General features: G+C 38.5%; 24 protein-coding genes, 1 pseudogene and 1 riboswitch. Of the genes and pseudogenes, 16 read left to right on the top strand and 9 right to left on the bottom strand.

Annotated elements, in window-relative coordinates; genetic code table 11:
* The first annotated feature begins 4 nt into the window (after positions 1–4).
* The 3 genes from N667_RS0114845 to N667_RS0114835 all read left to right on the top strand — a co-directional run bounded on the left by N667_RS0114845 (position 5) and on the right by N667_RS0114835 (position 2197).
* On the top strand, positions 5–400 hold the full coding sequence (locus tag N667_RS0114845) for a hypothetical protein (protein ID WP_027410293.1): 396 nt from the start codon (positions 5–7) through the stop codon (positions 398–400).
* A 182-nt stretch (positions 401–582) separates the two neighbouring features.
* Positions 583–1350 (top strand): MerR family transcriptional regulator, encoded by a 768-nt coding sequence (locus N667_RS0114840; protein ID WP_027410292.1) that lies wholly within the window; start codon positions 583–585, stop codon positions 1348–1350.
* 136 nt (positions 1351–1486) lie between these two features.
* Positions 1487–2197 carry a DsbA family oxidoreductase gene (locus tag N667_RS0114835; RefSeq protein ID WP_027410291.1) on the top strand — a complete coding sequence of 237 codons (711 nt, stop codon included), beginning with the start codon at positions 1487–1489 and terminating at the stop codon, positions 2195–2197.
* 82 nt (positions 2198–2279) lie between these two features.
* On the opposite strand, the gene N667_RS0114830 is transcribed toward N667_RS0114835, so the two are convergent.
* The 3 genes from N667_RS0114830 to N667_RS0114820 form a co-directional block, all read right to left on the bottom strand.
* Positions 2280–2510, bottom strand: a complete 231-nt coding sequence (locus N667_RS0114830) for a hypothetical protein (RefSeq protein WP_027410290.1) — start codon at positions 2508–2510, stop codon at positions 2280–2282.
* A 171-nt stretch (positions 2511–2681) separates the two neighbouring features.
* A complete protein-coding gene (locus tag N667_RS0114825; RefSeq protein WP_027410289.1) occupies positions 2682–4637 on the bottom strand; it encodes an LTA synthase family protein in 1956 nt (651 codons plus the stop codon).
* A gap of 293 nt (positions 4638–4930) precedes the next feature.
* A complete protein-coding gene (locus N667_RS0114820; RefSeq protein WP_027410288.1) occupies positions 4931–5425 on the bottom strand; it encodes a GNAT family N-acetyltransferase in 495 nt (164 codons plus the stop codon).
* A gap of 79 nt (positions 5426–5504) precedes the next feature.
* Here N667_RS0114820 and N667_RS0114815 point away from each other — a divergent pair.
* The 5 genes and pseudogenes from N667_RS0114815 to N667_RS0114795 all read left to right on the top strand — a co-directional run.
* Positions 5505–5700 (top strand): annotated as a pseudogene (locus N667_RS0114815) (potassium transporter TrkG); the annotation flags it as partial.
* A gap of 149 nt (positions 5701–5849) precedes the next feature.
* Positions 5850–5992: riboswitch (cyclic di-AMP (ydaO/yuaA leader) on the top strand.
* 115 nt (positions 5993–6107) lie between these two features.
* On the top strand, positions 6108–7943 hold the full coding sequence (locus tag N667_RS0114810; protein ID WP_027410286.1) for an APC family permease: 1836 nt from the start codon (positions 6108–6110) through the stop codon (positions 7941–7943).
* 129 nt (positions 7944–8072) lie between these two features.
* On the top strand, positions 8073–8738 hold the full coding sequence (gene ytaF, locus N667_RS0114805) for a sporulation membrane protein YtaF (RefSeq protein ID WP_027410285.1): 666 nt from the start codon (positions 8073–8075) through the stop codon (positions 8736–8738).
* A 195-nt stretch (positions 8739–8933) separates the two neighbouring features.
* Positions 8934–9920: a sporulation protein gene (locus N667_RS0114800; RefSeq protein ID WP_027410284.1), complete on the top strand. Its 987-nt coding sequence runs from the start codon at positions 8934–8936 to the stop codon at positions 9918–9920.
* A 110-nt stretch (positions 9921–10030) separates the two neighbouring features.
* On the top strand, positions 10031–10567 hold the full coding sequence (locus N667_RS0114795; RefSeq protein WP_027410283.1) for a spore coat protein: 537 nt from the start codon (positions 10031–10033) through the stop codon (positions 10565–10567).
* Positions 10568–10690: 123 nt separating this feature from the next.
* Here N667_RS0114795 and N667_RS0114790 read toward each other — a convergent pair whose 3' ends face one another.
* Entirely contained in the window at positions 10691–11155 is a 465-nt protein-coding gene (locus N667_RS0114790; RefSeq protein WP_027410282.1) for a DinB family protein, read from the bottom strand.
* Positions 11156–11401: 246 nt separating this feature from the next.
* Between N667_RS0114790 and N667_RS0114785 the strand changes: the two genes are divergently transcribed.
* Positions 11402–11692: a hypothetical protein gene (locus tag N667_RS0114785; protein WP_027410281.1), complete on the top strand. Its 291-nt coding sequence runs from the start codon at positions 11402–11404 to the stop codon at positions 11690–11692.
* Positions 11693–11708: 16 nt separating this feature from the next.
* Positions 11709–12551 (top strand): DUF1835 domain-containing protein, encoded by an 843-nt coding sequence (locus N667_RS0114780; protein WP_035099032.1) that lies wholly within the window; start codon positions 11709–11711, stop codon positions 12549–12551.
* Between the two features lie 584 nt (positions 12552–13135).
* On the opposite strand, the gene N667_RS0114775 is transcribed toward N667_RS0114780, so the two are convergent.
* The 4 genes from N667_RS0114775 to N667_RS20065 are packed head-to-tail and all read right to left on the bottom strand — an operon-like array spanning position 13136 to position 16923.
* Positions 13136–13735: a response regulator gene (locus N667_RS0114775; RefSeq protein ID WP_027410279.1), complete on the bottom strand. Its 600-nt coding sequence runs from the start codon at positions 13733–13735 to the stop codon at positions 13136–13138.
* Positions 13707–15794: a sensor histidine kinase gene (locus tag N667_RS0114770; RefSeq protein WP_027410278.1), complete on the bottom strand. Its 2088-nt coding sequence runs from the start codon at positions 15792–15794 to the stop codon at positions 13707–13709. Before N667_RS0114770 ends, N667_RS0114775 begins: the two co-directional genes overlap by 29 nt.
* 7 nt (positions 15795–15801) lie before the next feature.
* Positions 15802–16752 (bottom strand): polyprenyl synthetase family protein, encoded by a 951-nt coding sequence (locus N667_RS0114765; protein WP_027410277.1) that lies wholly within the window; start codon positions 16750–16752, stop codon positions 15802–15804.
* Positions 16753–16758: 6 nt separating this feature from the next.
* Positions 16759–16923, bottom strand: coding sequence for a hypothetical protein (locus N667_RS20065; RefSeq protein ID WP_197055033.1), 165 nt, complete (start codon positions 16921–16923; stop codon positions 16759–16761).
* Positions 16924–17110: 187 nt separating this feature from the next.
* Between N667_RS20065 and N667_RS0114755 the strand changes: the two genes are divergently transcribed.
* The 6 genes from N667_RS0114755 to N667_RS18785 all read left to right on the top strand — a co-directional run bounded on the left by N667_RS0114755 (position 17111) and on the right by N667_RS18785 (position 21261).
* The gene (locus N667_RS0114755; RefSeq protein ID WP_027410276.1) at positions 17111–17314 is read left to right on the top strand and encodes a hypothetical protein; all 204 of its coding nucleotides are present in this window, start codon (positions 17111–17113) and stop codon (positions 17312–17314) included.
* A gap of 169 nt (positions 17315–17483) precedes the next feature.
* Positions 17484–18152: an ATP-binding cassette domain-containing protein gene (locus N667_RS0114750; RefSeq protein WP_027410275.1), complete on the top strand. Its 669-nt coding sequence runs from the start codon at positions 17484–17486 to the stop codon at positions 18150–18152.
* A gap of 18 nt (positions 18153–18170) precedes the next feature.
* Positions 18171–19490, top strand: coding sequence for a hypothetical protein (locus N667_RS0114745; RefSeq protein ID WP_027410274.1), 1320 nt, complete (start codon positions 18171–18173; stop codon positions 19488–19490).
* Between the two features lies 1 nt (position 19491).
* Positions 19492–19629, top strand: a complete 138-nt coding sequence (locus N667_RS19860) for a hypothetical protein (protein ID WP_156936139.1) — start codon at positions 19492–19494, stop codon at positions 19627–19629.
* Positions 19630–19639: 10 nt separating this feature from the next.
* Positions 19640–20323: an ABC transporter permease gene (locus N667_RS0114740; protein ID WP_027410273.1), complete on the top strand. Its 684-nt coding sequence runs from the start codon at positions 19640–19642 to the stop codon at positions 20321–20323.
* On the top strand, positions 20323–21261 hold the full coding sequence (locus N667_RS18785; RefSeq protein WP_051530061.1) for an ABC transporter ATP-binding protein: 939 nt from the start codon (positions 20323–20325) through the stop codon (positions 21259–21261). Before N667_RS0114740 ends, N667_RS18785 begins: the two co-directional genes overlap by 1 nt.
* Before the next feature lie 193 nt (positions 21262–21454).
* On the opposite strand, the gene N667_RS0114730 is transcribed toward N667_RS18785, so the two are convergent.
* Complete coding sequence (locus N667_RS0114730) at positions 21455–22534, bottom strand: undecaprenyldiphospho-muramoylpentapeptide beta-N-acetylglucosaminyltransferase (protein ID WP_027410272.1); 1080 nt, start codon at positions 22532–22534, stop codon at positions 21455–21457.
* Positions 22535–22625: the final 91 nt, after the last annotated feature.

The following is a 22625-nucleotide window of genomic DNA, read 5'->3' as shown; positions in this document are numbered from 1 at the left end:
GGTCATGTTCCAAGAATGCTATTTGTTGCAAAGCAGTCCTATTTTTCAGCTGGCCCCGAGAGAGGAAGAGCATATCGACTTAGCTCTAGAAAGTTGCTGCCCGTCAGATCATATTCTAGAAGCATGTATAAAAATAAAAATGAAAATTCAATGTGGAAAAGTTAAAAAACGTTTTAAATTCAAATATTGCATTAAAAATGAAAGCTCCTTAAGAAATTTTTCACCTTTCCCATCCTTTTCTCGTTTTTTGTTAAAAAAACTGAGGAAGTTAAAAAGAGGCTGTTCTACAGCGGAGGTTACTTTAAAAGGCCGCATCAAAATTAAGACAGACTCTGGGAAGGTGAAGCACTATTTTAAATTCAAATTACCGATCGAAGATGTTTGTTTGGAAGCTATGTGAGTTAAGAAAAAGTTTAAAAAAGCTTCATAGCAAGGTTGTCGGCAGCTGAAAAACCCGGTTCCTTTATATTGAGGGACCGGGTTTCGTATTTTATAGATCGATGGGCTATAATTTTTTACAAATAACCTATTTACATTTACGTTGCGTAAAGGTTTATAGTAAAGATGTCAGGAGGTGATCGCATGGAATACACAGTGCAGCAGTTAGCGAAATTGGCTGGAGTGACGGGGAGAACATTGCGATATTACGATGAAATTGGGATTCTAAAGCCGGCAAGAATCAATTCATCCGGGTATCGCATTTATGGGTCGAAAGAGGTCGATAAACTGCAGCAAATCTTATTTTATAGAGAGCTTGAAGTGGATTTAGAAACGATCAAAAAAATTGTTAATTCCCCATCATTCGACGATATTCAGGCGCTGAAAGAACATCGCGAAAAACTTCTGGCAAAACGAATGCAGTTAGATTTATTGATCGCTAATGTTGAGAAAACATTGGCGGCTAAGAAAGGGAGAATTATTATGAGCGATAAAGAGAAGTTTGAAGCGTTTAAACAACAATTAATTGACGAAAACGAGCGGAAATACGGCAAAGAAATTAGAGAAAAATACGGAGACGAACAAGTAGATCGATCAAATCAAAAAGTGAAAAATATGACGCCAGAACAGTATGCTGAAGTGGAAAGACTAGGGCAAGAGATTCTTGATTTGCTTGATGCGGCGTTTCTCACGGGAGACCCGGCGGGCGAATTGGCACAAAAAGCAGCAGATTTGCACCGCCAATGGTTAAGCTATTTCTGGGATCGCTATACGAAGGAAGCGCATGCGGGAGTGGCGCAGATGTACGTCGATGATGAACGGTTTGCTGCTTATTATGAGCGCAAGCATCCTGGAGCAGCGAAGTTTTTCCGAGACGCGATTTTGATTTATACAGGATTGAAAAATAACTAAGAAAAAAAGGTTGGCTCAATACCGCGTTTGCGGCGGGCCAGCCCTTTTTCTGTTTTTAGAACTAAAGCTTTAGACACGAAGCCCACGGTTCGTTACAATGGAATGGAACATCAATCTTTGAATGGGGTGCGTTATGATTAAAATTGAGATATGGTCTGACTTTGTATGTCCGTTTTGTTATATTGGAAAGCGACGATTAGAACAAGCGCTAGAACAGTTTTCACATAAGGATCAAGTCGAGGTCGTGTTCCGCAGTTTTGAACTTGATCCGAATGCCGAGAAGCAAGGCAATGTAGCGATTCATGAGCATCTTGCTGATAAATACGGCATTTCTGTAGATGAGGCGAAGCAAATGACTGCGAATGTGGCGAAACAGGCGGAAGTGGTTGGATTGTCTTTTCGTTTTGAGACAATGAAATGGCTTAATACGTTTGATGCCCATCGTCTTGCCCAATATGCAAGGCAGCAAGGAAAGCTCAATGAAATGGCTGAACAGTTATTTTATGCTTATTTTACTGCCTCCGAATCCATTGGCGACCATAACGTTTTAGTTCGGCTAGCTGAGAAAGTGGGACTCGATGGCGAAGAAGTGAAGCGCGTGCTTACAGGCGATCATTATGCAGAAGAAGTGCGAAGCGATGAGATAGAGGCAAGCCGTCTCGGCGTGCGCGGTGTACCGTTCTTTGTATTAAACCGAAAATACGCAATTTCTGGTGCACAGCCGACGGAAGTATTTTTGCAAGCATTGAACAAAGTATGGCAAGAGGAGCAAACGCCCTCCCCATTGCGCACGATGGCCACGAACGACAATGGACAATGCGCAGACGGCAGCTGCAGTGTAGAGTGATCGACAAGGAAACAACTGGAGGAAGGCTGCCTCTCTAGTTGTTTTTTGTCTATATCTTAGGAGGCGGTGTTAGATTTTTCTTTTAGAAAAACAAATTGAGGAAAAATACAAGCAAACATATGGCAACGAGCCAACTAACGATAAAAAAGCCTACGTACTTTATCCATTTCGGAAAAGCGTGAAAATCAAAGCTGTTTCTTTTCCATATCCCGCCTCTTACGATGTTTTCCAAATCTTCAGTAGCGGAAAAAATGCGATCATCGTCTGTTTGGAGAAACTTTCGTGTTGCTTCGGTTTCATGGACATCTTTCATCAAACGTCCCTCCTTTTTGTTATAATATGTGTTCTATTGCATTTTGAGGAATCCCTCCTTTTTATGCATCTTTATTGGACAGAGACAAAATGGAGTCCATGTTTTTGACGAAAGGAATAAGGGAAAAAAGAAAAGGGAAAGCTATTGAAATAGCTTTCCCTTTTTCCGATTTTATTTTTCTTCTGTTTTATCTTCGTGATGGTTATAGTCGTATTTTGTTCGATCGACTGGTTTAAAGCCTTTTGGCGTATAGAAGCGCAATAAGTCTTCGTATACGACTTTGTCAGAAAGGCTTAATTTCGTTCTTACAATTTGTTCGTCACGTTTAATTTCTTCATTTTTCTCAATTGGTTCGCCTGTTTGCGAATTATAGTATTTTCCGTTAATCGCCGTAACGGTCGGTGTAATGAAATCACCGTTGCGGAATGGAACGATTTGCTGATGCTCTTTTGACAATAGGTCTGTACCGAACTGGATGTAGTTTTTCGTATCGATCCCTAACAGATGAAGAACTGTCGGCAATACGTCAATATCTCCGCCGTATTGATGCATCACGCCACCTTTTAAGCCTGGAACGCGAATAAACAATGGCACACGTTGCAATTGAACATGCTCAAATGGCGTAATTTCTTTTCCAATAATTTGTGACATCGCTTCGTTATGGTTGTCTGAAATGCCATAATGGTCACCATATAAAATGATGATAGAGCGATTATATAAACCTGATTTTTTTAAGTAATCGAAGAACTCTTTGACCGCTTCATCTAAGTAACGAGCAGTTTGGAAGTAGCGGTCTACTGATGCATCACCTGTTGTTGCAGGCGGAATCGTCGCCTCATCTTCATTAATTAAATAAGGAAAATGGTTTGACAATGTAATAAATTTAACATAAAACGGTTCTTTTAGTGTTTGCAACAACGGTATCGATTCTCTAAAGAATGGTTTGTCTTTCAGTCCGTAGTTTAGTACATCTTGATCGTTCATATCATAGTAGCTAGCGTCAAAGAAATGGTCAAAACCAAACGATTTGTAAATTTCATTCCGATTCCAGAAAGTTTTATAGTTGCCATGGAACACTGCCGATGTATAACCGAGCTGTCCTAAAATAGCCGGAGCTGCTTGATATGTGTTTTGACCTTTTGTTGTAAATACCGATCCTTGCGGCAAACCGAATAAGGAGTTCTCTAACATAAATTCGGCATCCGACGTTTTCCCTTGACCTGTTTGATGGAAAAAGTTATCAAAATACATTGTATTTTGTTCACGTGTTAATGAATTTAAAAATGGCGTAACCTCTTGACCGTTTAACTTGTAGTTGATCAAAAAGTTTTGGAACGACTCTAAATGGATATAGATGACGTTCATTCCTTTTCCTTTGCCAAAGTAAGCTGGGTTCGGTTTTGCATACGTTGCTTGTACATGGTTTAAAACTGTCGTTACATCGCTCTTATTCGCAAAGGCACGTTGCGTGGACGATTTCATGCTTTGGATCGCATCATAGATCACGTAGTTGTACATGCCTAAATACTTTACAATATAGTTACGGTCAAACGTTCTTGTTAATAGCTGCGGTCGATCAATTTCTGCTAATGCTAGGTTTGTTACAAACATAAAAACAGCCGTGGCAAACAATAAATTCTTTTTATAACGCTCTAAGAAAATAGGTTGCAACTTAGCGCGCTGCTTAATGATGACAGCCGCTAGGATAATCATATCCAAGAAATAAATAAAGTCGTACCATTTTAGCAACTCTAAAACGCTTCCGCCTAAGCTGCTGAAGTTGTTTGTTTGCGTCAATGTTGGAAACGTAATGAAATCGCTAAAGAATCGGTAGTATACAATATTGGCGTATAAAACAAAAGATAAAACAAAATCAACAACAATCAACCAGATATATGACCGTTTCCCTTTGGCTAATAAAGCTAAGCCGAAAAAGAAAATCGCTGAGCTAATAGGATTGATCAGCAATAGCCACTTCTGCATTGAGTTGCTGATGCCTAAATTAAACTCGATTCGATAGGCTGCGTATGTTTTCAACCAAAATAAAAATACCGCTAATACAAAAAAGCGGAGATGCGAGTTCGTGAGACGCTGAAACCACTGTATTGTTTTACTGAGCCCCTTCATTTTTCCAACTCACCTCTATCTTCTCTCATTCTAGATTTTTATATATGGAATACCCGGTGCATTTATGACTAAATGTCTAACCTCTATATTATACAGTAAATTTTTCGTATCAACTAGCCTCAGTTGATGAACATTTTATGTAAAATAATTCCTCTTCTCCTCATTCACTGCCCATTAGTGTAACACTTTGATTGTAATATTTTATAATGAAACATACAAATATTTTACCTTATGCAATTTTTCAACAATAGACGAACAGAAATGAACGACAGGTTTGGCCTGATGAGTAGAAATTATTGTGAAATGTTTTGTTCTACTTGTTTCTCTAATAATAGCTCGTCACGAATCGGAATGCCGTCGAAGCCGGTAAGAGGAATGCTTGGCTTTAGGCGTCTGGCTTTTTCAACGGCATTAGGGAATACCCTCATTAATTGGTATCCTCTTTTTTGATAAAAACGCAAAGCATTCAAATTATCGTTCGTAGTAATGAGCTGAATGCGATTGTATCCATGCTCTTGAACAAGCGTTTCCAGTCTTTTTAGCAGCGCTGTGCCGATTCCTTTTCCCTCCTCAACGCTGTCTAACGAAACAATTTCGCACACATCCGCTTTGATGATATATGTAATAAGCCCAACGATATCTTGCTGTTCATTGAGAGCGGCAAAGCCGTCCAATGTTTTGCAATCATACACTCCTGTGGAAACTACCATTTCTGAGCTTCCCCAGTGATCAATAAAAAAATGCTGCACCGTTTGAGGATTTAAGTGGCGAGTAGAAACGATGTTCATCTCTCTCCCTCCCTTATCCTTTACTAAAACCATTGTACAAGATGAATGTATTTTTTGGTATATTTTTGACACGTATCTTGAAGCGACATCGGCATTTAGGACGGTCGGGTTGTCAATGGGATTAGCCCCGCAATTGTCTCTGTTTGGGAAAATGCTAATTATTTTGACTATGTTTGCAGGACGGGTGGGGGCCGTTCACGATAGCCTATATGTTAACACTGCATCGCAAGTCGGGTTCATTCCGTTATCCGAAAAGCAAAATCATAATTGAGTAAGAATGGTTCCAAAAATAAAAGCAAGGGTGAGAAAAGAGAGAAAACACAAATAAAAAAAGGTAAAATCCGTTCTTTTCTGCTTAATCGCTGTTTTTCGCTCCTTTACAACCCATATCGAAGAGAGTAACATATCAGCTATGATAAAAAATAAATCGGAATCGCTGAATCCGTGATGGAGCGGGGGAACCACTATTGTAACGTGTGTTACTTGGGGTGAATCCTTAAAGAAGGAAAGGCTACTCTCATGGTCTTAACCCGACAGCTAACCTCGTAAGCGTTTTGGGAGGGATGTGAAGAACTATGAAACCGTTAGGGGCATCCTTAGCGGTTTTTTGCGTTTTTTTCGATGATTATTTGTTTATGCATCACAACAAATCTTTGATGTGAAATAAAAAGGAGTATGAACAATGGCTTCGTTAAAAAGATTGTTAATTGGATCGCCAATGGAAACAAAACGGCTGAAGCATGAAAAGTTGCCTAAATGGAAGGCGTTGGCCGTGTTCTCATCGGATGCATTATCATCTGTGGCGTATGCGACGGAAGAAATTTTGTTAGTGCTTATGTTACTAGGAACGAGTGTGTTCTTTTATTCATTGCCAATTGCGTTAGCGATTTTGGGATTATTATTGATTGTCACGTTGTCTTATCGACAAATTATTTACGCCTTTCCTTCAGGGGGTGGCGCGTATGTGGTGGCAAGGGATCATTTGAGCACGACGACAAGCTTGGTCGCGGGTGCAGCGTTGATGATCGATTATGTGCTTACAGTGGCTGTGAGTATTAGTTCGGGAGTTGCTGCGCTGACATCCGCTTTTCCGAGTTTGCTTTCGTGGAAAGTTGAAATCGCGGTTGCGCTCGTATTGTTGTTAATGATTTTAAATTTACGAGGGATTACTGAGTCAGCCACTGTGTTTGCGTATCCGACGTATTTGTTTGTTATTTCTGTGTTAGTGTTAATTGTTGTTGGCGGATGGCAATTGTGGCATGAAGGTTGGCATGGGTTTAATTATCAAGAGCATGCCTCTTCGGAACATTTCTTTGCATCAGGGTATGGAACGTTTATTTTACTAAGAGCTTTTGCTTCCGGATGTTCAGCGATGACTGGGGTAGAGGCGATTAGTAACGGGGTTCCTTCGTTTAGGCCGGACAGTTCGAAAAACGCGGCAATCACGATGGGCTGGATGTCGGTTTTATTGGGAACGATGTTTTTAGGCATTACGATTTTAGCAGCCGGATTTGGCGTGACACCAACGGATCATAAAACGGTGATTTCTCAAATCGGTCATCACGTATTTGGAAACAGCGTGTTCTTTTATTTGTTCCAAATGATTACGATGCTCATTTTAGTGCTGGCTGCTAATACAAGTTTCGCCGGGTTTCCGCAGTTGACATCGATTGTTGCAAATGATCGATTTTTACCAAGAAGCTTGGCCGCTCGCGGAGATCGCCTCGTATTTTCGAATGGGATTATTCTTTTAAGTGTATTGGCGATTATTTTAATCATTGTGTTCCGCGGGGAAACTCATTCCCTCATTCCGTTATATGCTGTTGGCGTGTTTCTTTCTTTTACTATCGGCCAGTGGGGAATGGTGAGAAAGATATGGGGAGATCAAGAGCAACGAAGTGCTGCTACATTAGCAACGATTACGATCGGAATGATTGTGACAGGATTGGTCACGATGATTACTGTAATCGCAAAATTTACGCAAGGAGCATGGCTTGTAATTATCTCGATTCCTCTTCTGGTAATAATGTTTTATAAAATTCGTGCTCATTACGATAAGTTAGGTGAGCAATTAAAGCTTGATGAACAAGAATGGGAGCACCGAGAAAAAATCGTGAAGCCAAAGGTTATTATTCCGATTTCAGGAGTCAGTAAACTAGTAGCTCAATCGGTTCAATATGCAAGAAGTATTTCCGATGATATTACTGCCATCTCTATCGTGTTTCATGAAGAGGAAGAGCAAAAGCTGCGGGCGAAATGGGAAAAGTTTTATCCGGATGTTGAACTGAAAGTAATTTATTCGCCATACCGAACCATTTTGTCGCCAATGCTAGATTATATTAATCAAATAGAGAGGGAAACAGAGGGGGCGCCCATTACCATTTTGATGCCGCAGTTTATTGTAAAAAAATGGTGGCACACATTGCTGCATAATCAGACGGCAATTTTTCTTCGTTTCTTTTTAATACTGAAAAAAGATATTGTGATCGCTACAATGCCATATCATCTTAAAGAATAGGCGAAGAAAGTGTCGAAATAACAAAAAATATTTCCCTGGAAATCGAACGTTGTCGAAGAAAGGTCAGGGACGTAAACGAGTTTCCCCTGCGAAAGATGATGCATATAGTAACGCAGGGGGAACGAAACTATGCTAAAATATTTGTCCATGGTAATGTTAGCATTGGCGGTAAGCTTAGATAGCTTGAGCGTAGGTGTGACATATGGATTGCGGAAAATGAAATTTCCGCTTTCATCGATAATAGTTATCGCTTTGTTTTCTGGCGGGATGTTATTGACATCAATGTATGTAGGCACATTTTTAATATTGTGGTTACCTGTAAGTGTAGAGCGGGCTCTAGCTGCAGGGATTTTAATTGCGCTAGGTGTATGGGCCATTTACAATGTCTTAAAGAAGCGGGAAGATGAACTTGAAGATGTAACTCCAGAAATCGCGGCTGCTACAAAGACTGTGCGAATATGGCGCGTGCATTTAAAACGGTTTGGAATCGTCATTCAAATATTAAAACGGCCATCGTTGGCCGACCTTGATGGATCTGGCAGCATTAGCATGAAAGAAGCGATGTTGATAGGATTTGCATTATCAATGGATGCATTCGGTGCCGGTCTGAGCGCTTCGCTTCTTGGCTATTCGCCGTTTGTTCTAGCTTTGTTGGTCTCGATCATGAACGTTGTCTTTATCCGCTTCGGATTAAAAGCAGGGTATAAATTTTCACAGTTTAAAATAATGAAAAAAGCGACGATGATTCCAGGAGTCATTTTGATTTGCCTCGGGCTTTTGAAAATGTTCTTTTAACACATCCACCGAGAAGTCTCCCACCTCTAAACGGAGTGTAGGCGGGGGCATAGTATGAAGTCTAAGTAAGAAACAGAATGGGAAAAATTCATATTTACCAAAATCCTAAAGGCGGTGAGAGCTTTTAGGATTTTTTGAATCCTTTTGGCAAATGAAGTCGTACAAATAAGTAGCAAAAAATGAGGAGGAATAAAGATGTTTAAAAAGTTGTTATCGAAGCTAGGTGTCGGTGCGGCAAAGGTCAATCTTATGTTACATCAGCCTCATGCTCGTCTCGGTGAAAAAATCGAAGGAGAATTTTTGATTGAAGGGGGGACGATCGAACAGTATGTTCGTAAATTAGAGGTGGAGCTTCATCTTATCGTACATGCGGATGGGCATGAACACCATCGAACGGTGGCATTAATTCCGGTCGCTTCATCATTTTCGATCCAACCTGGGGAAAGAAAGGTATGTCCATTTTCTTATACTCTGCCGATCCATTTGCCAATTACCCGCTACGGTGTTGACTACGTGTTTGTTACACGCCTTGATATTGCTGATGGGGTTGATGCGTTAGATAAAGATGCGTTTCGCATACTGCCTCCTGTCCCATTGGAAAAAGTGTTTTATGCATTAGAGAAGCTGGGGTTTCGGGAAAAGCCAACATCGGGAAAAATCAAGGCGTATGGACAGGAGTTTGAATTTTTTCCGACAGCGGCGTTTCGCGGCGTTATTGAAGAGGTCGAATGTTTGGCTTTCTTTGAGGAACAAGGTGTTCGTTTACAACTGAAAGTAGATGTATTGGGCGGCTTGTTTGGTCTCGGCGAAACGGAATTACGACGCGATGTGTTTTTAGGATACGATGAAATCGATGATGTAGAGGGACTAGCACAAAAACTACATATGCTATTGCAGGAGATGGTGCAGCAGCCTCGTTTACACACAAGCGGGCATGAAGTCTGGCACTCTCCATATACAGCGCATCATACGGAATATCATGTTAGTCCGTCGCATCATTACCATCCGCATCGACACAGCATGATGGGGACAATCGGCGGATTCGCGGCGGGAATGCTCGCGGGGATGGTAGCGGAAGAATTGATTGAAGATGTAGTAGAAGATGCGTTTGATATAGACGATCGTGCGGAGGATATGATAGATGACTGGTTTGACGGCGATGATGATATTGACATTCTGTAATCCAACAAGACCTTTTCCTACAATGGGAGAAGGTCTTTTTAGTGACATTTTCTCCGCTCATGCATATAAAGTAATTGGTGTTTTAACCATTGTATGAGGAGGAGACAGATATGGATAGAGATGTTCGCCATCTAGCATGGCACGAAACATTGGAACTTCATGAATTAATCGCCTTTCAATCAAACGGATTAATGAAAATGAAACAGTCGGTCGGCAAAGTAGGGTGCCCTGTATTAAAATCGATCTATATTCATACGATTGAAGGATTAGAAATGAATTTAAGAGAGTTGTTGCCGTTTATTCCTGCGGCGCCGATGTACGGGGAAGCACGAGAATACGGGGAAGTGCAAGAATCGCGAGACGACAACGCATTTTATGCTGGTGACTTGCTCGGATTCGCTAAAACAGCAGTGCGGAACTATGCGGCCGCTATTACAGAAACGGCTACGCCGATATTGCGAAAAACATTCGTCAACCACTTGTTGAAAGCTATTGAGACGCATAAAAAAGTCTTTCAATATATGAACGAACGTGGCTACTACCCAGCGTACGATTTGAACCAACTGTTACACAATGACGTGCGCAACGCCAATAAGGCGATTTCGATGACGTACCCGCGGGAGGAAGAGTCTGAATTTACGGAATGATTGAAAATCTCGCCAATTCGTTGTCCAGGCCGGAATGGATTTCTCAATGAGAATATTTTATATTAAAACAACCAGATGGTGCTTTCGTGTTGATAACCATCTGGTTTGTCTTTTAGAGTTCAATTAGCCTCTTTTGATAAAGAAAGGAAGTGTTTCATGCCCCATTTCGCGTACATATACGAAAAGTTGGCCTTTATGATGAATTTCATGATCCATAGCCAATTGCAGAAACTGCGCAACAGAGAATGGTGCGCCAAAGATTTTCGTGAGATCGAGCACACGGTCGAAATCTTCGTCCGCTAACGATTCTAGCAATTGTTTTGTCTTTTCCGTATAAGTTTCCGCCAATTTGTAAAGATCCGTTTCCGATTCTTCGGTTTTCTCTGTAAATATTGCTGGATTGCCTTCTTTGGCGACTTTTGCAAACTTATAGAAGCTTTGCAACATATGTAACGCCAAATCTTTTGCTGACATCGATGTCGGAGTTGGCTGATAATCGTAATGTTCTGTTCCGATTTTATTAATTAGTTCGATTGTTACGTTGCGGTGAGCTAGAAAGTATTGAATAAATTGGTTAGTGCGGTTCATGGACAACGCCTCCATTTGAAAATTTAGACTCCAACTGTTATCTTAAGATGAAAAAAAGTTTTTGGCAAAATATTGGCTTAAGCCTTTTTTTAGTTTTAAGGAGAAGTGGCTGCTATAAAAGATTCGTCTTTTGTCATTTGGCCCCTCACAGAATTTTTCTACTCACGAAAGTATAAATAGAGAGCTTTTGTTTTTGCTGTCCGATGCAAGCTGATGTTCATAAATGGAAAAAAGAGGTCATATAATATGTTTTACCATTATCTTCTATTCTGTGTGATTTATGTAATCTTTGTATTTGCTCCCTTTCATTTTTTCATGAATTTGATGATTCGATCGGTTATTGAGGCCAATGTGTTTCCGAATGCGACGTTTATTGTTTTGTTATTTAGTATGATTTTGTATTTCTGGGGTTTAGGTTGGGCCGTTCGAAAATATATCGATCGTTTGCCTAGGCAAGAGAGGACAAAAATGAAAACGCTATTTATTATTGCCATCTTTATGGCATGGATCGTTGATTCGCTCGCATGGACAATATAAATTTGGGTGATTAAACATGAGAACGCACATTGTGTTTGGCGACTCAGTAGCGGCAGGGCTGAAGATGGCGCTTCGAGATATGAATTTGGAGAGAAAAGAGCCTGTCATTCATTTTTCGGACATGTTTGCCATCGGTCCGTTGTGGCAATTGCACACAAAAGAAGGCAGAAAGCAAAGAACTGCTTGGATGAAACAGCATTTGTCGCTAGAATATGATTTGTTTTTTGAAGAGGAATACGAACGATGGTTTCAACATACGTTGATGCGTATTGAATCGATCAGTGGGAAGGAAATCGTTGTTATTTGGTGCGGCGAGAACGCGCATGAACAAAGCGGACTGAGATATGTCCTTTATTTGCTGCGTGACAAAGCGAACCCGATTGTGGCTGTTAATAGTACAAAAGCGCATCGCGAGCTGTTTGGCAAAAAGAATATCCGCTATTTCGTCCTGCATACGGGGGAAATCGGACCGGAAAAACTGCGAATGATGATGGAGAAAAAAGCTTGCCATCGCGCTTTAAACCAAAAAGAGAAAAAATGTCTTATTCAAGAATGGGAGAGCTTGGCGAATGACGATGCTGTGCTGCGCATATGGGAAAAGGAGAAAGTTCGAAACGTTCAAGAAGACTATTTTGATGCAAATATTATGGCTGCGGCAACAAGATGGCATCGTCAACATGGCAAGGACAACTGGAGCAAAGCTGCCAGATTGATCGGCGAAGTATACACGCACCTCGAGCAATATGTAGGAGACTATTATTTAGAATACCGTTTGCGCGCATTGATTCAACAAGGGGTGTTCGAGGCGGAAGGGGCTCTGTCGTCGGTGAGGAATTATAGTGTGAGGTTGAATGTATGAATTTCTCCTACCTACACTTTGCTTAGAGATGGGAGACTTCTTAGTGGGTATGCTTAATCTTTGAACCGTGGATTGTCTACAAATGATCATGCATCCCTTTTCTTCATCAGCCCAATCCCCATCAAAGAGAAGGTACATATATAAAAGGAAGTGGGTTCTTGGCTAAGAGGGAGGCCATATATATAAAATTTTTAATCAATAAGGGTCATCACTACAATGTGCACTTGACAAACGATTGGTGTTATGAAACATGTATAATCCTTTGTTTCCAGTTTTACTTTTATATACAACAAGCGGGATAAAAAACCTCTACATACTTAATATCAAAAAATCAAGTATATCTTTTGGTGGGGAACCTTAAAAAGAATAACATTAACATAAAGAAATCTTAATAATGCAAGGAGAAGTTCTAAATGAATAAATATAAGCAATCAGTAATTTGGCTAGGAATCGCTATTATATTGTTAGCTGTTTGGTTTGTTACGAGATAGTTTTTTATTTGGTGTGATCCCAACAATAGTCGTTCTTTATTGATTGACATAGCAGTTTTAGAAAGAAAAGCCTAGGATAGTTCCTTAGGCTTTTTACTCAATCAACCCTAGTTTTATTGCCTTCACAACCGCTCCGACCCGCGAATCGACATCAAGCTTTCGCAAAATGGAAGATACGTGATGCTCAACCGTTCTACGGCTGATATGTAATAGGTCGCTAATTTCCGTATTTGTCTTGTCTTCAGAGATAAATTGAAGAATTCTCAATTCAGTTGTTGTGAGAGGGGAGTTGCAATTGCATAATGAGTCAATTGGGAACGATTTAATCCCTAAATAAGTTTGCCGAATAGCATTGGCTAATTCAAAGGCCGAATTTTCCTTAGTGACGAAGGCATAAGCACCAGCTTCATAGGCAGCCCGAATGTATTCGTCATAATCATATCCTGATAAAATCACGACTTTGCAGGTAGGATATGTTTTGGCAATTTTTCTCGTCCATTCAATCCCATTATCATTTTTCATCCTTATGTCCATCACAATCACGTCGGGGTTATGTTTTTTGATTTCTGTCTTTAAAAGTGCGGGATCACAAACGGTATTGACAACCTCCAAATCGACTTCATTTTCTAACAATTGTTGAATTCCATGCATGACCAATAAATGGTCATCTACTAACAATATTTTGATTTTCATTGACCCCACCTTCTTCAACTGTAATTGGCAGAGAAACGGAAATGCAAGTTCCAGCCCCCAGCTCTGACTGTATTGTCAGTGTGCCTTTTAACTGGTGAACCCGTTTTTGAATTGTAACTAAACCTAGGTGATTTGTCTGTGATAATTCTAATAAATGATCCGGCACCTTAAATCCGACGCCGTAATCTTTTACTTGTATACTTAGAAACTGTTGTGTTTCTTCAACAGTTACAACAATCTTTCTTGACGAAGAATGTTTGATTGCATTATAAACTAATTCTTTAATGATTCGAAATGCTTGGATAGAGAGAAACGGCGAAATGATTTTTAGGTTCGTAATATAATTGACTTCAACAATCACGTTATAGTTCGTTTCGCATTTTCTCTTTAATGAAGAGAGACCTTGTTTGAGTCCTAAATCTTCCACCATAATAGGATACAGCTCATGGCACACCTCTCTGATTTCAAAAATATCGCGTTGAAGCAACCCTTTAATGTCCTCGAATAGTTTTTTATCTATATTTTTCTTTTGAATAAGCCACTCAAGCTTATTCAAAAGAAGAATTAAATGTTGTAATACCTCATCATGGAGGAAAGTTGATAGTTTCCTTTTTTCTTCTTCATGTTCATGAAGAAGGAGCCAGTGGGATTGCTCGGACATCCATGATTCTTCTGCTGTTTTCTTTAGTTGGTTCTCAATCTGTTGTAGCGTTTTTGAGCTGGCCAATAATTCTATGGCGTCAATTTGGATTTTTTTAATTAGTTTTTGTTCTTCTTTGTCAAAAACCGTCGCGTTTGTTTTTCCCCCAATCATCATCCAGCCGATTATTGTATCGTCTATATTCATAGGATAGAAAAAGACGCTCTTTTCATTAATAGTAATTTTGTAGAAATGGTGTCTTTGGCAATTATAAGATAATAATTCACTATCGTGAAGATGAAGGAAGATTCCTGTTTTATGCAATACGGTAGGGATCCGATCATTTTTCCATACGATGCATACTCCGCTTACATCCATTGTTTTATGTATTAAATCAGCAATGAGTTTGGCGCAATGTTCTAAATGTTTTCCGTTTAATAAGTGCTGAATAATCGTTAGTTTTTCTTTTTGAATTTCTTCGTGTTTTACATGCCATTTCCTCATTTGTAACGGTTCGAGCCCTTTGTTGATTAAATCATAGACAATGAAAAGACAAATGAGCAATGTGTTAACTAAGATACAGAATTTAAAGTGTATATCGTAAAATAGCGACAATAATATATTAAATATCGCTAAACAAGAGCCAATTATGAATAGACGGATCATCATTTTCTCTAATATTTCGCGAAAATCGACAATTTCTTGCCGGGTTAACAAATATGACAGCGTCAGCGGAAACATGACTATACTTCCAAGACTATAATAAAAAGGAGCGATGGACAGGGAAAAAAAAGCATTTGGAATCAAATTAAGAATAACCACAGGCGCAAACGATATAATGATGCTGCTAATTAAAAGATATATTTGATTTTTTATCTTATCCGAATTGGAACGAAGGTGTAAATAAAATAGGACTACGCAACCTAGCAGTGCTAGAATAATATTGACCACAATACCTGGACGAACGATTGTGCTAATGATTAGACGATGATGAATACCGATGAGTAGATAACTGATCGTTATAAAGACGGCAATAAATAATGTGAGAATGCACGCTCGGCGAAAAAAATTTGGTTTTGCAGATGAAGGAAAATGATCGAAAAATTTCAAAAGGATGTAAGGAGCAAATGAAATAGAAATGACCTCCAATTCCCTTGCTGGTTTTATATTTTCGCTGGAAGGGCCTGACAGAGCGATGGCCATTCCGCTAATAAACATAAGAGCCAAAAAATACTGAACGACAATCGAATTAGGTTTTTGCACATAACTATAAATACCAGTCAATAAAAATATCATTCCTATAAATATTGGAAAATAACGCTGTGGTGAAACATGTTCATTGTACATTTTTAGTAGAATATAACAAATAACGAAAATGGAAATAAGGATTATGCTAAAAGAAAGAACTTTTTTATTCATTCTATCCCTAACTTTCTAAATATCTTTTTAAGCGAGCTATTTGAACCTGTTTTTCGGGAAAATGAGCAGCTATTTGATTCAACGCCTTATCCATATAAATTTTTGAGAGAATAAAGCAGTAGTCGGTCGCCCCCGTTTTTTGAATGTAGTTTCTAATCTCCTTAATTAATGGAGAATTATTGTCAGCTTCTTTTAGCTGACGAAGCTTCCTTATCAACCATCCGTTATCCTTTTTAGAGCTATATTCGATGGCTTTAATGAACGGGAGTGTCGCTTTTCTATTAATGAGGTCGCTTTTGTCGTCTGACATAATATCCCGAGCATCATTTTTCAATTGACCAGCAATACCGATATCAGCTGCGATGGTTTCCCATATATGTCTATTGGGCATATCACCTAGTTCACAAACTAGTTTTACCAGTGCTGATGATTTTTGCTTAACAACCGTAAAATATTCTTCTTCTGTTGGAATACATTCAGAAATAATAAAATGTAAGTCTTTCCATTGCCCATTACAAGTATTTTGTAATTCAGAAATAATAATAGAAAGTTTTTCTTGTATATCTTCTTTAGAGTTATGAAGAATAAGCCGAAATGCTTCCATCATAAGTGCATTCGCGATCAAGATGGCTTCTCCAATCGATAGTTGACTTACAATTGGATCACTTTGATCACAATCGGAAATCTCATCAAAAATGTCAGTTGCTAGAATGAGAAGTTCAATAGCAGCAGCATGACTAATAATAGATTGTATGCAAGTGTCATCTTTCAAATGGAAGGAGGATACTTGCGCATAAAATCCCCCCCAGGAAAAATGTGTTTCATCAGTGCTAAATATTTTTCCCTTGCCGTGTAGCAGATGAAAAATATATTGAATGATTTCTTTTTCTAACATACAGTTAGTCAACAAGTGATTTTGCAAAAAAGTTCTGATGGCGCTTTTTTCAATACTGTTCATCTAATCTTACACCCAAAGATTTCCTTCTTTTTTTGAACTGTCCTGAAGATATGCTGCTAGTGCTGAAAATTCTTGTGGACTTAAGCGTTCCTTTGCGAGTGCAAGTTCCGCTGTTCCAATGACATCTTTCTCAAGAAGTTCTTGAAGGACATCCCATAAATTTTGATTCATAAACAAAGCCTCCCTCGATAATAATTCATCAAAATTTTACACTATATTACAAATTATGTCATGATTTTCTGGAAAAATAGGTATTTTCCACAATCAAAATTGTGGAAAATACGGATGTTTGTTATTTTAAGTTGTCTTAAAATGTAGAACGTAGGCTAGAACGCATCCTTGATAGGAGGATGAAAATATGGCAACTCTAATTAGAAAAATTGCGGAATATTTAATTCGAAATTGGCCTAAGCTAAGCGATTGGGTCAAAAAAGCGATTATTACTATTGCGGGTAGTGCGCTCGTAGATGCGATTGCACGAGGTCTTAGCGCACTTATTGATTACCTTTCAGGATTATCGTCTACCGTTATTGAGGCCATCGCAAAATTATTAGGCCTCTAATTAGAGGGCAACTTGCGGCTATAAAAAATAAAAATGGCTACAAAGGAAGTCCCTATAAGTCCCTTTTGCAGCCATTCGAACTAGTTTGTCTAGAACACATTGTTAAAAATAAAAAACGATGCGTTCTAGCCTATTTTTGTTAAATAAATTATAATGGAGTTTCGATTATATGTCAATGAGTTCCAATGCATTATATGTTAGGGATTTTACAAAGACGATAAATCGTAAAGTTATTTTAAAGGATTGTAATATGACGATCACAAAGGGGGAAATATGCAGCCTGTTCGGAAAAAACGGAACAGGAAAAAGTTTATTTTTACATTGCATATTAGGGTTCACAAGTTTTGATTCGGGATTAGTTAAGATTAACGGATACGATATAACGAAAAGAATCCAAATCAGAAGGTACAGCGGATTTGTACCAACAGATGACTATTCTTTTTGTGAGCTTTTAACCCCTAATGAATACTTTTCATTTATAAAAGGTGTTTTTTCTTTATCTGAAAAAGAGACGAGCAGAAAAATTGAACATCTATCAGAGAAATTATCTGTAAAGCTTTACTTAGATGAACTAATCGAAAATTTATCTTTTGGGACAAGAAAAAAAATTGTACTCATGGGTATTTTATTATATGATCCAGTTTTGTTAGTTTGTGACGAGATTTTTGAGGGGTTGGATGCACCGTCAGTCCAAGCGGTTAGGGAGATATTTTTAGAGAAGAAAAAGAGGGGTCACTCTATTTTGTTTACAAGTCATTTATACCAAGAGGCTATTGCGGTATCGGATAGATGTTACCAGATCATTAACAAAACAATTAAAGAGGACAATTATTTATAAAAGGGAGTCTCGAATAACATGCTCATTAAACAATATTTTATGATTTATACAAAGCTAGTAGAAGGGCATGTTAACAAATTGCTATCTTGGGGAACTGCTGTTCTTTTTGGAGGAATATTTGCTGTTTTATTTTATATGTTTCAAGTTGATATTGTACTGAAGGCAGTCCCATTAGCCATTTTCCTTCTACACATAATTTCCATATTTATGAACGGGAACCAAAGAGAAAGTATTGAAGCATTATTTGTTTTTTTACAAAAAACACCTATACACCCATTTAAAATAGTTATCTTAAATGGATTATGCAAACTATTCAACCAAGATAAAATGCGATTTTATTTTTTTAATTTTATTGTCTTAGTTATATTTAAAGTTCCAGCGCTACTTATAGCTCTTTATTTTTTTCGAATTCTTTCTCTAATATTCATATCTCAGATGGTAGAGTATATAGTCTATATAGCTAAAAGAAGGTACTTTTGGCATTTTTTAATACCAATAATTTTTCTATTTTTTTTGCTTTTCCTAGAAAATGAGAAGCCATATTTTTTGAACTTTCATTATTATGCAGCGCACTTTTCTCAAACAAGACTATATGATTCTATAATCTTATTAAGTGTTGCTATATCGTTGGTGGCAGCACCTGTCTTTGTTAATAAATTATTAATCGTCAAGAAGCCAGATCTTCCCATAGGCATCAGGAGGTTGAGCAATGTTATCTCGCGACTGAGTTATATAGCAGTATTCAATCCGCAGTTACAAAATATCATAAAAACGAGCATAAAGATATATATAAGGGATCAATCTGTATTATTAAAATATTGGACTATTACGGTTTTATCAATCGTATATTCTTGGGGGAGCTATGCTGTACAAGGAGCCAATGACGAAATTTCCAGCTTTTACTTAGTATTTATGATGAGTTGTTATTTTTTTTATGAAGTTAGAATGTTAAGACTGTTCCGTTCCAACAGCATTGCTGATCGTTTCCCTGTACCAAATCGGCAGAAGACAATGTCCGATGATTTTGTGGCAGGATGTTTAAATATTTTGTTTAGCTGGTTTGCATTAGTTGTTTACTGTATTTTTTTTAAAATCCATCTTTCGGTTATGTTGGCTAATATGATAATATCTATTTTTTTGTATAATATCAGCCTTTATTTTAAAGCACAAAAATCTCCGGCGAAGAAATATGTAATATTTTCCTATGTAAAGTATATAATTTTAAGCCTATTTCTAGGGCTTATATTGTTGCACGCAGGAATATTGCTGAGCATTTTAGCGTTGGTAGTCTTCGGTATTTTTACGTATTACAAAATATACAGGGAAGGAATTGAGTAGCATGAGATATCTTCTATTGGCTGCCGCCGTTGTTGCCTATTTTATTTATCGCAACCAATCGCCTTACAACTTTATATTGATCGCTGTTGTTGCAGTACTTTTAGTTTCCGTGCTTAGTTCGAAAAAGAGAACAAAGTAGGTGATGATTCATGCGAGCCATTATTGAAAAAGAATTTAAAAGCTTATTTAAAAGTTTTAAGTCAATTGCCGTGATTTTGTTTTTTCTGATTGTGAGTTTTGCAGCGTCTAAATTTTTCAGCAATAACTTAGAATTATTGCAACAAAATCAAGGTGAATCCGTGTATGCCTCCAGCATTCGTGCACTTGTGATGTTTTTTGGGTTTCTCTTTGTCTTATCGCTATCTCATGATGTGATGAATCGGGAAGTAGAAAATCAGACAATCCGTTTTTTAGTTACAAAGTCTTCAAGAAATGCCATTGTAATTGGAAAGTTTCTTGGGATTTTTTTGTTTTGGTTCGTCTGTGTTCTAAGTTCATTTACTGTCATTGCTTTGTTTGCGGGACAACTATTTGTTTTTGATTTTCTGAAAATGATCTGTTTTCTTGCCTACGCTATCGGTGTGACGATGTTGCTTTCATTAGTGGTAAAAAAACCGTCCCATACTACATTCATTGGTATTTTATTAGGGATTGCTATACCGGTGTTAGGGATATGGTCTATCGCATCTAAGCAATTTGTTTTAAAAATTGTTAAATATGTGTTGCCTTATTACTACATTATGAAAGGAAGTTATTATACTTTTATCCCTGCTTGTTTCGCGGCGCTTATGCTGCTAATCGCCTTGGCGGTATTTAAAAGGAGAGATTTGTAATGAAAATGATACAAGTTCATAACCTAAAAAAGAAATTTAAAGATCATTATGTCGTTAAAGGGGTTACTTTTGATGTAGAAAAGGGCGAAATTTTCGGCTTTTTAGGCAAAAACGGCGCAGGAAAAACAACGACCATTAATATGCTCACTGGAATTACGCTCCCTAGCGGAGGGAGTTTTGTGATTGGCGGGAAAACGAACAAAGAAATGAACGAGATTAAGAAGATGATCGGTGTTATGCCTGATGCGGCAAACTATTATTATGATTTAACAGCTTTAGAACATCTAACATTTTTTGCAAAATTGAAAAACGTGAAACTAAAAAAGATTGATGCGTTGACTATATTAGATAGTGTAGGATTGAAAGGGCATGAGAAGAAAAAGGTCGGCAGTTACTCATTTGGTATGAAAAAGAAGCTTGGGATTGCGCAGGCGATCATAGGAACACCGTCAGTTGTATTTCTGGATGAACCGACTTCCGGTCTGGACCCGGAATCGGCTGCCGAAATTCAGCAACTTATTCAACAGCTTGCTTCTAATGATATGACGATTTTTCTAACATCACATAATCTTTCTGAAGTAGAAAAAATATGCGATACGATTGCGATTATGGAAGATGGTGTCATTTCGAAAATCGGGACGATGGAACAATTAAGAGGGATGTATAAACGTGCGATTCAGTTGTTGATAAAAATAAAAAAAGAACATAATTCTATTGCGCATTCGTTAAAATGTGATGTCGGCGATTTTATTTCCAATGTACAAACATCGGGCGAATATTTATGTTGTGATCTTTTGCGGGAGTCAGACATTCCAAAGCTGATTCATTATTTGTCGGGTCGAAATATTGATATATATGAAGTAAGAGTAGAAAAAGCGACATTAGAGGATATTTTCTTTGATCGTGCTGCGGATCGCCATCCGTCGTTAATAAGCTAATGTTACCGTCTACGAAAAGGAAAATAGGCCGTTTTGGATTTGTCTTGAAGTTGTTTATAGAGTTTTTGTTTATAAAATATGCAAAAGGCTGAAGTAGCAGATAATAAAGGATTAAAACGGTTTATTGTACATAATTGATCGAGGCGAATGAAAAATTACATGGCACCCATATGCTTACAGGCGCCATGTTTTTTTATCGTTTACTTTTCCCCGCTTCTTCAATAAGCGAAAGCAACTTATGCAACGCGTCGGTTGCTTCAGAATTGTTCATCTTTCCAATATAACTCTCTTTGTTGCGGTATAGTCGGTAAATTGCTTCGCGCAGCGATTCGTTCGTTAAGTCTTCTTCCATCAACACGTCGGCATATCCGGATTTTTCGAACGAGCGCGCGTTTAAAATTTGGTCGCCGCGGCTGGCTCCTTTTGAAAGCGGGATGAGGAGCATCGGTTTTTTCAATGTTAAAAATTCGAAAATGGAGTTGGAGCCGGCTCTTGATAACACGATGTCCGCCATCGCCATGATGTGCGGCAGCTCGTCATGAACGTACTCAAACTGTTTATAGCCTTTTTCATGGGCGAATGCAGCATCGACGTTTCCCTTTCCGCAAATATGAACAATTTGAAAATCGGCAAGAAGCGTCCGCAAATTCGCGCGCAACGCGTCGTTAATGCGTTTCGATCCTAAGCTTCCGCCCATGACAAGCAGAACGGGCTTACCTTTTTCAAATTGGCAATGTTCCCGCCCTTTGTCGGCGCTTCCTTGTTTCAACTCTTCTCGGACAACCGCTCCGACATAAATGCCTTTTTGTTCGTTGACGTGCGGCAATGTTTCGGGAAAGGTTACGCAAATTTTTGTCGCAAACGGCATGGCGATTTTATTAGCAAGTCCCGGAGTAATATCCGATTCATGGATAATCGTCGGCACACCGTTTAGCCAAGCGCCAATAATGACAGGGACGGAAACGAATCCCCCTTTGGAAAAGACAACGCTCGGCTTTTCCTTTTTAATGAGTCGATAAGCCTCGAATGTCCCTTTAAGCACTTTGAACGGATCTTTAAAGTTGTTCCAGTCAAAGTAACGCCGCAATTTTCCTGTTGAAATCGGAAAATATGGAACATCTTGTACCTGGGCAATCAGTTCTCGTTCAATACCGTTGTGTGAACCGATATAACGAACGTCCCATCCGCGTTCTTTCAACTTTGGAATTAGTGCGATGTTGACGGTTACGTGTCCCGCCGAACCGCCACCAGTAAGCATAATTTTTTTATTCAATCTCATCACCTGTCTTTTGTCGTTCATCATTGAACAATATACGCTAGATTCTTTGAATCTTTTCTTTCACCATTCCGTATTGTATTATAGC

The sequence above is a fragment of the Anoxybacillus tepidamans PS2 genome (genome assembly GCF_000620165.1).
Lineage (GTDB): Bacteria > Bacillota > Bacilli > Bacillales > Anoxybacillaceae > Anoxybacteroides > Anoxybacteroides tepidamans_A.
This window is presented reverse-complemented; position numbering and strand designations above follow the sequence as displayed.

Bases quoted from the DNA above. Each gene is read 5' to 3' on its own strand.
- N667_RS0114845 (WP_027410293.1), top strand. From the start codon at position 5: ATGTTCCAAGAATGCTATTTGTTGCAAAGCAGTCCTATTTTTCAGCTG.
- N667_RS0114840 (WP_027410292.1), top strand. From the start codon at position 583: ATGGAATACACAGTGCAGCAGTTAGCGAAATTGGCTGGAGTGACGGGG.
- N667_RS0114830 (WP_027410290.1), bottom strand. From the start codon at position 2,510: ATGAAAGATGTCCATGAAACCGAAGCAACACGAAAGTTTCTCCAAACA.
- N667_RS0114825 (WP_027410289.1), bottom strand. From the start codon at position 4,637: ATGAAGGGGCTCAGTAAAACAATACAGTGGTTTCAGCGTCTCACGAAC.
- N667_RS0114820 (WP_027410288.1), bottom strand. From the start codon at position 5,425: ATGAACATCGTTTCTACTCGCCACTTAAATCCTCAAACGGTGCAGCAT.
- N667_RS0114810 (WP_027410286.1), top strand. From the start codon at position 6,108: ATGGCTTCGTTAAAAAGATTGTTAATTGGATCGCCAATGGAAACAAAA.
- ytaF (WP_027410285.1), top strand. From the start codon at position 8,073: ATGCTAAAATATTTGTCCATGGTAATGTTAGCATTGGCGGTAAGCTTA.
- N667_RS0114800 (WP_027410284.1), top strand. From the start codon at position 8,934: ATGTTTAAAAAGTTGTTATCGAAGCTAGGTGTCGGTGCGGCAAAGGTC.
- N667_RS0114795 (WP_027410283.1), top strand. From the start codon at position 10,031: ATGGATAGAGATGTTCGCCATCTAGCATGGCACGAAACATTGGAACTT.
- N667_RS0114790 (WP_027410282.1), bottom strand. From the start codon at position 11,155: ATGAACCGCACTAACCAATTTATTCAATACTTTCTAGCTCACCGCAAC.
- N667_RS0114785 (WP_027410281.1), top strand. From the start codon at position 11,402: ATGTTTTACCATTATCTTCTATTCTGTGTGATTTATGTAATCTTTGTA.
- N667_RS0114780 (WP_035099032.1), top strand. From the start codon at position 11,709: ATGAGAACGCACATTGTGTTTGGCGACTCAGTAGCGGCAGGGCTGAAG.
- N667_RS0114775 (WP_027410279.1), bottom strand. From the start codon at position 13,735: ATGAAAATCAAAATATTGTTAGTAGATGACCATTTATTGGTCATGCAT.
- N667_RS0114770 (WP_027410278.1), bottom strand. From the start codon at position 15,794: ATGAATAAAAAAGTTCTTTCTTTTAGCATAATCCTTATTTCCATTTTC.
- N667_RS0114765 (WP_027410277.1), bottom strand. From the start codon at position 16,752: ATGAACAGTATTGAAAAAAGCGCCATCAGAACTTTTTTGCAAAATCAC.
- N667_RS20065 (WP_197055033.1), bottom strand. From the start codon at position 16,923: ATGAATCAAAATTTATGGGATGTCCTTCAAGAACTTCTTGAGAAAGAT.
- N667_RS0114755 (WP_027410276.1), top strand. From the start codon at position 17,111: ATGGCAACTCTAATTAGAAAAATTGCGGAATATTTAATTCGAAATTGG.
- N667_RS0114750 (WP_027410275.1), top strand. From the start codon at position 17,484: ATGTCAATGAGTTCCAATGCATTATATGTTAGGGATTTTACAAAGACG.
- N667_RS0114745 (WP_027410274.1), top strand. From the start codon at position 18,171: ATGCTCATTAAACAATATTTTATGATTTATACAAAGCTAGTAGAAGGG.
- N667_RS19860 (WP_156936139.1), top strand. From the start codon at position 19,492: ATGAGATATCTTCTATTGGCTGCCGCCGTTGTTGCCTATTTTATTTAT.
- N667_RS0114740 (WP_027410273.1), top strand. From the start codon at position 19,640: ATGCGAGCCATTATTGAAAAAGAATTTAAAAGCTTATTTAAAAGTTTT.
- N667_RS18785 (WP_051530061.1), top strand. From the start codon at position 20,323: ATGAAAATGATACAAGTTCATAACCTAAAAAAGAAATTTAAAGATCAT.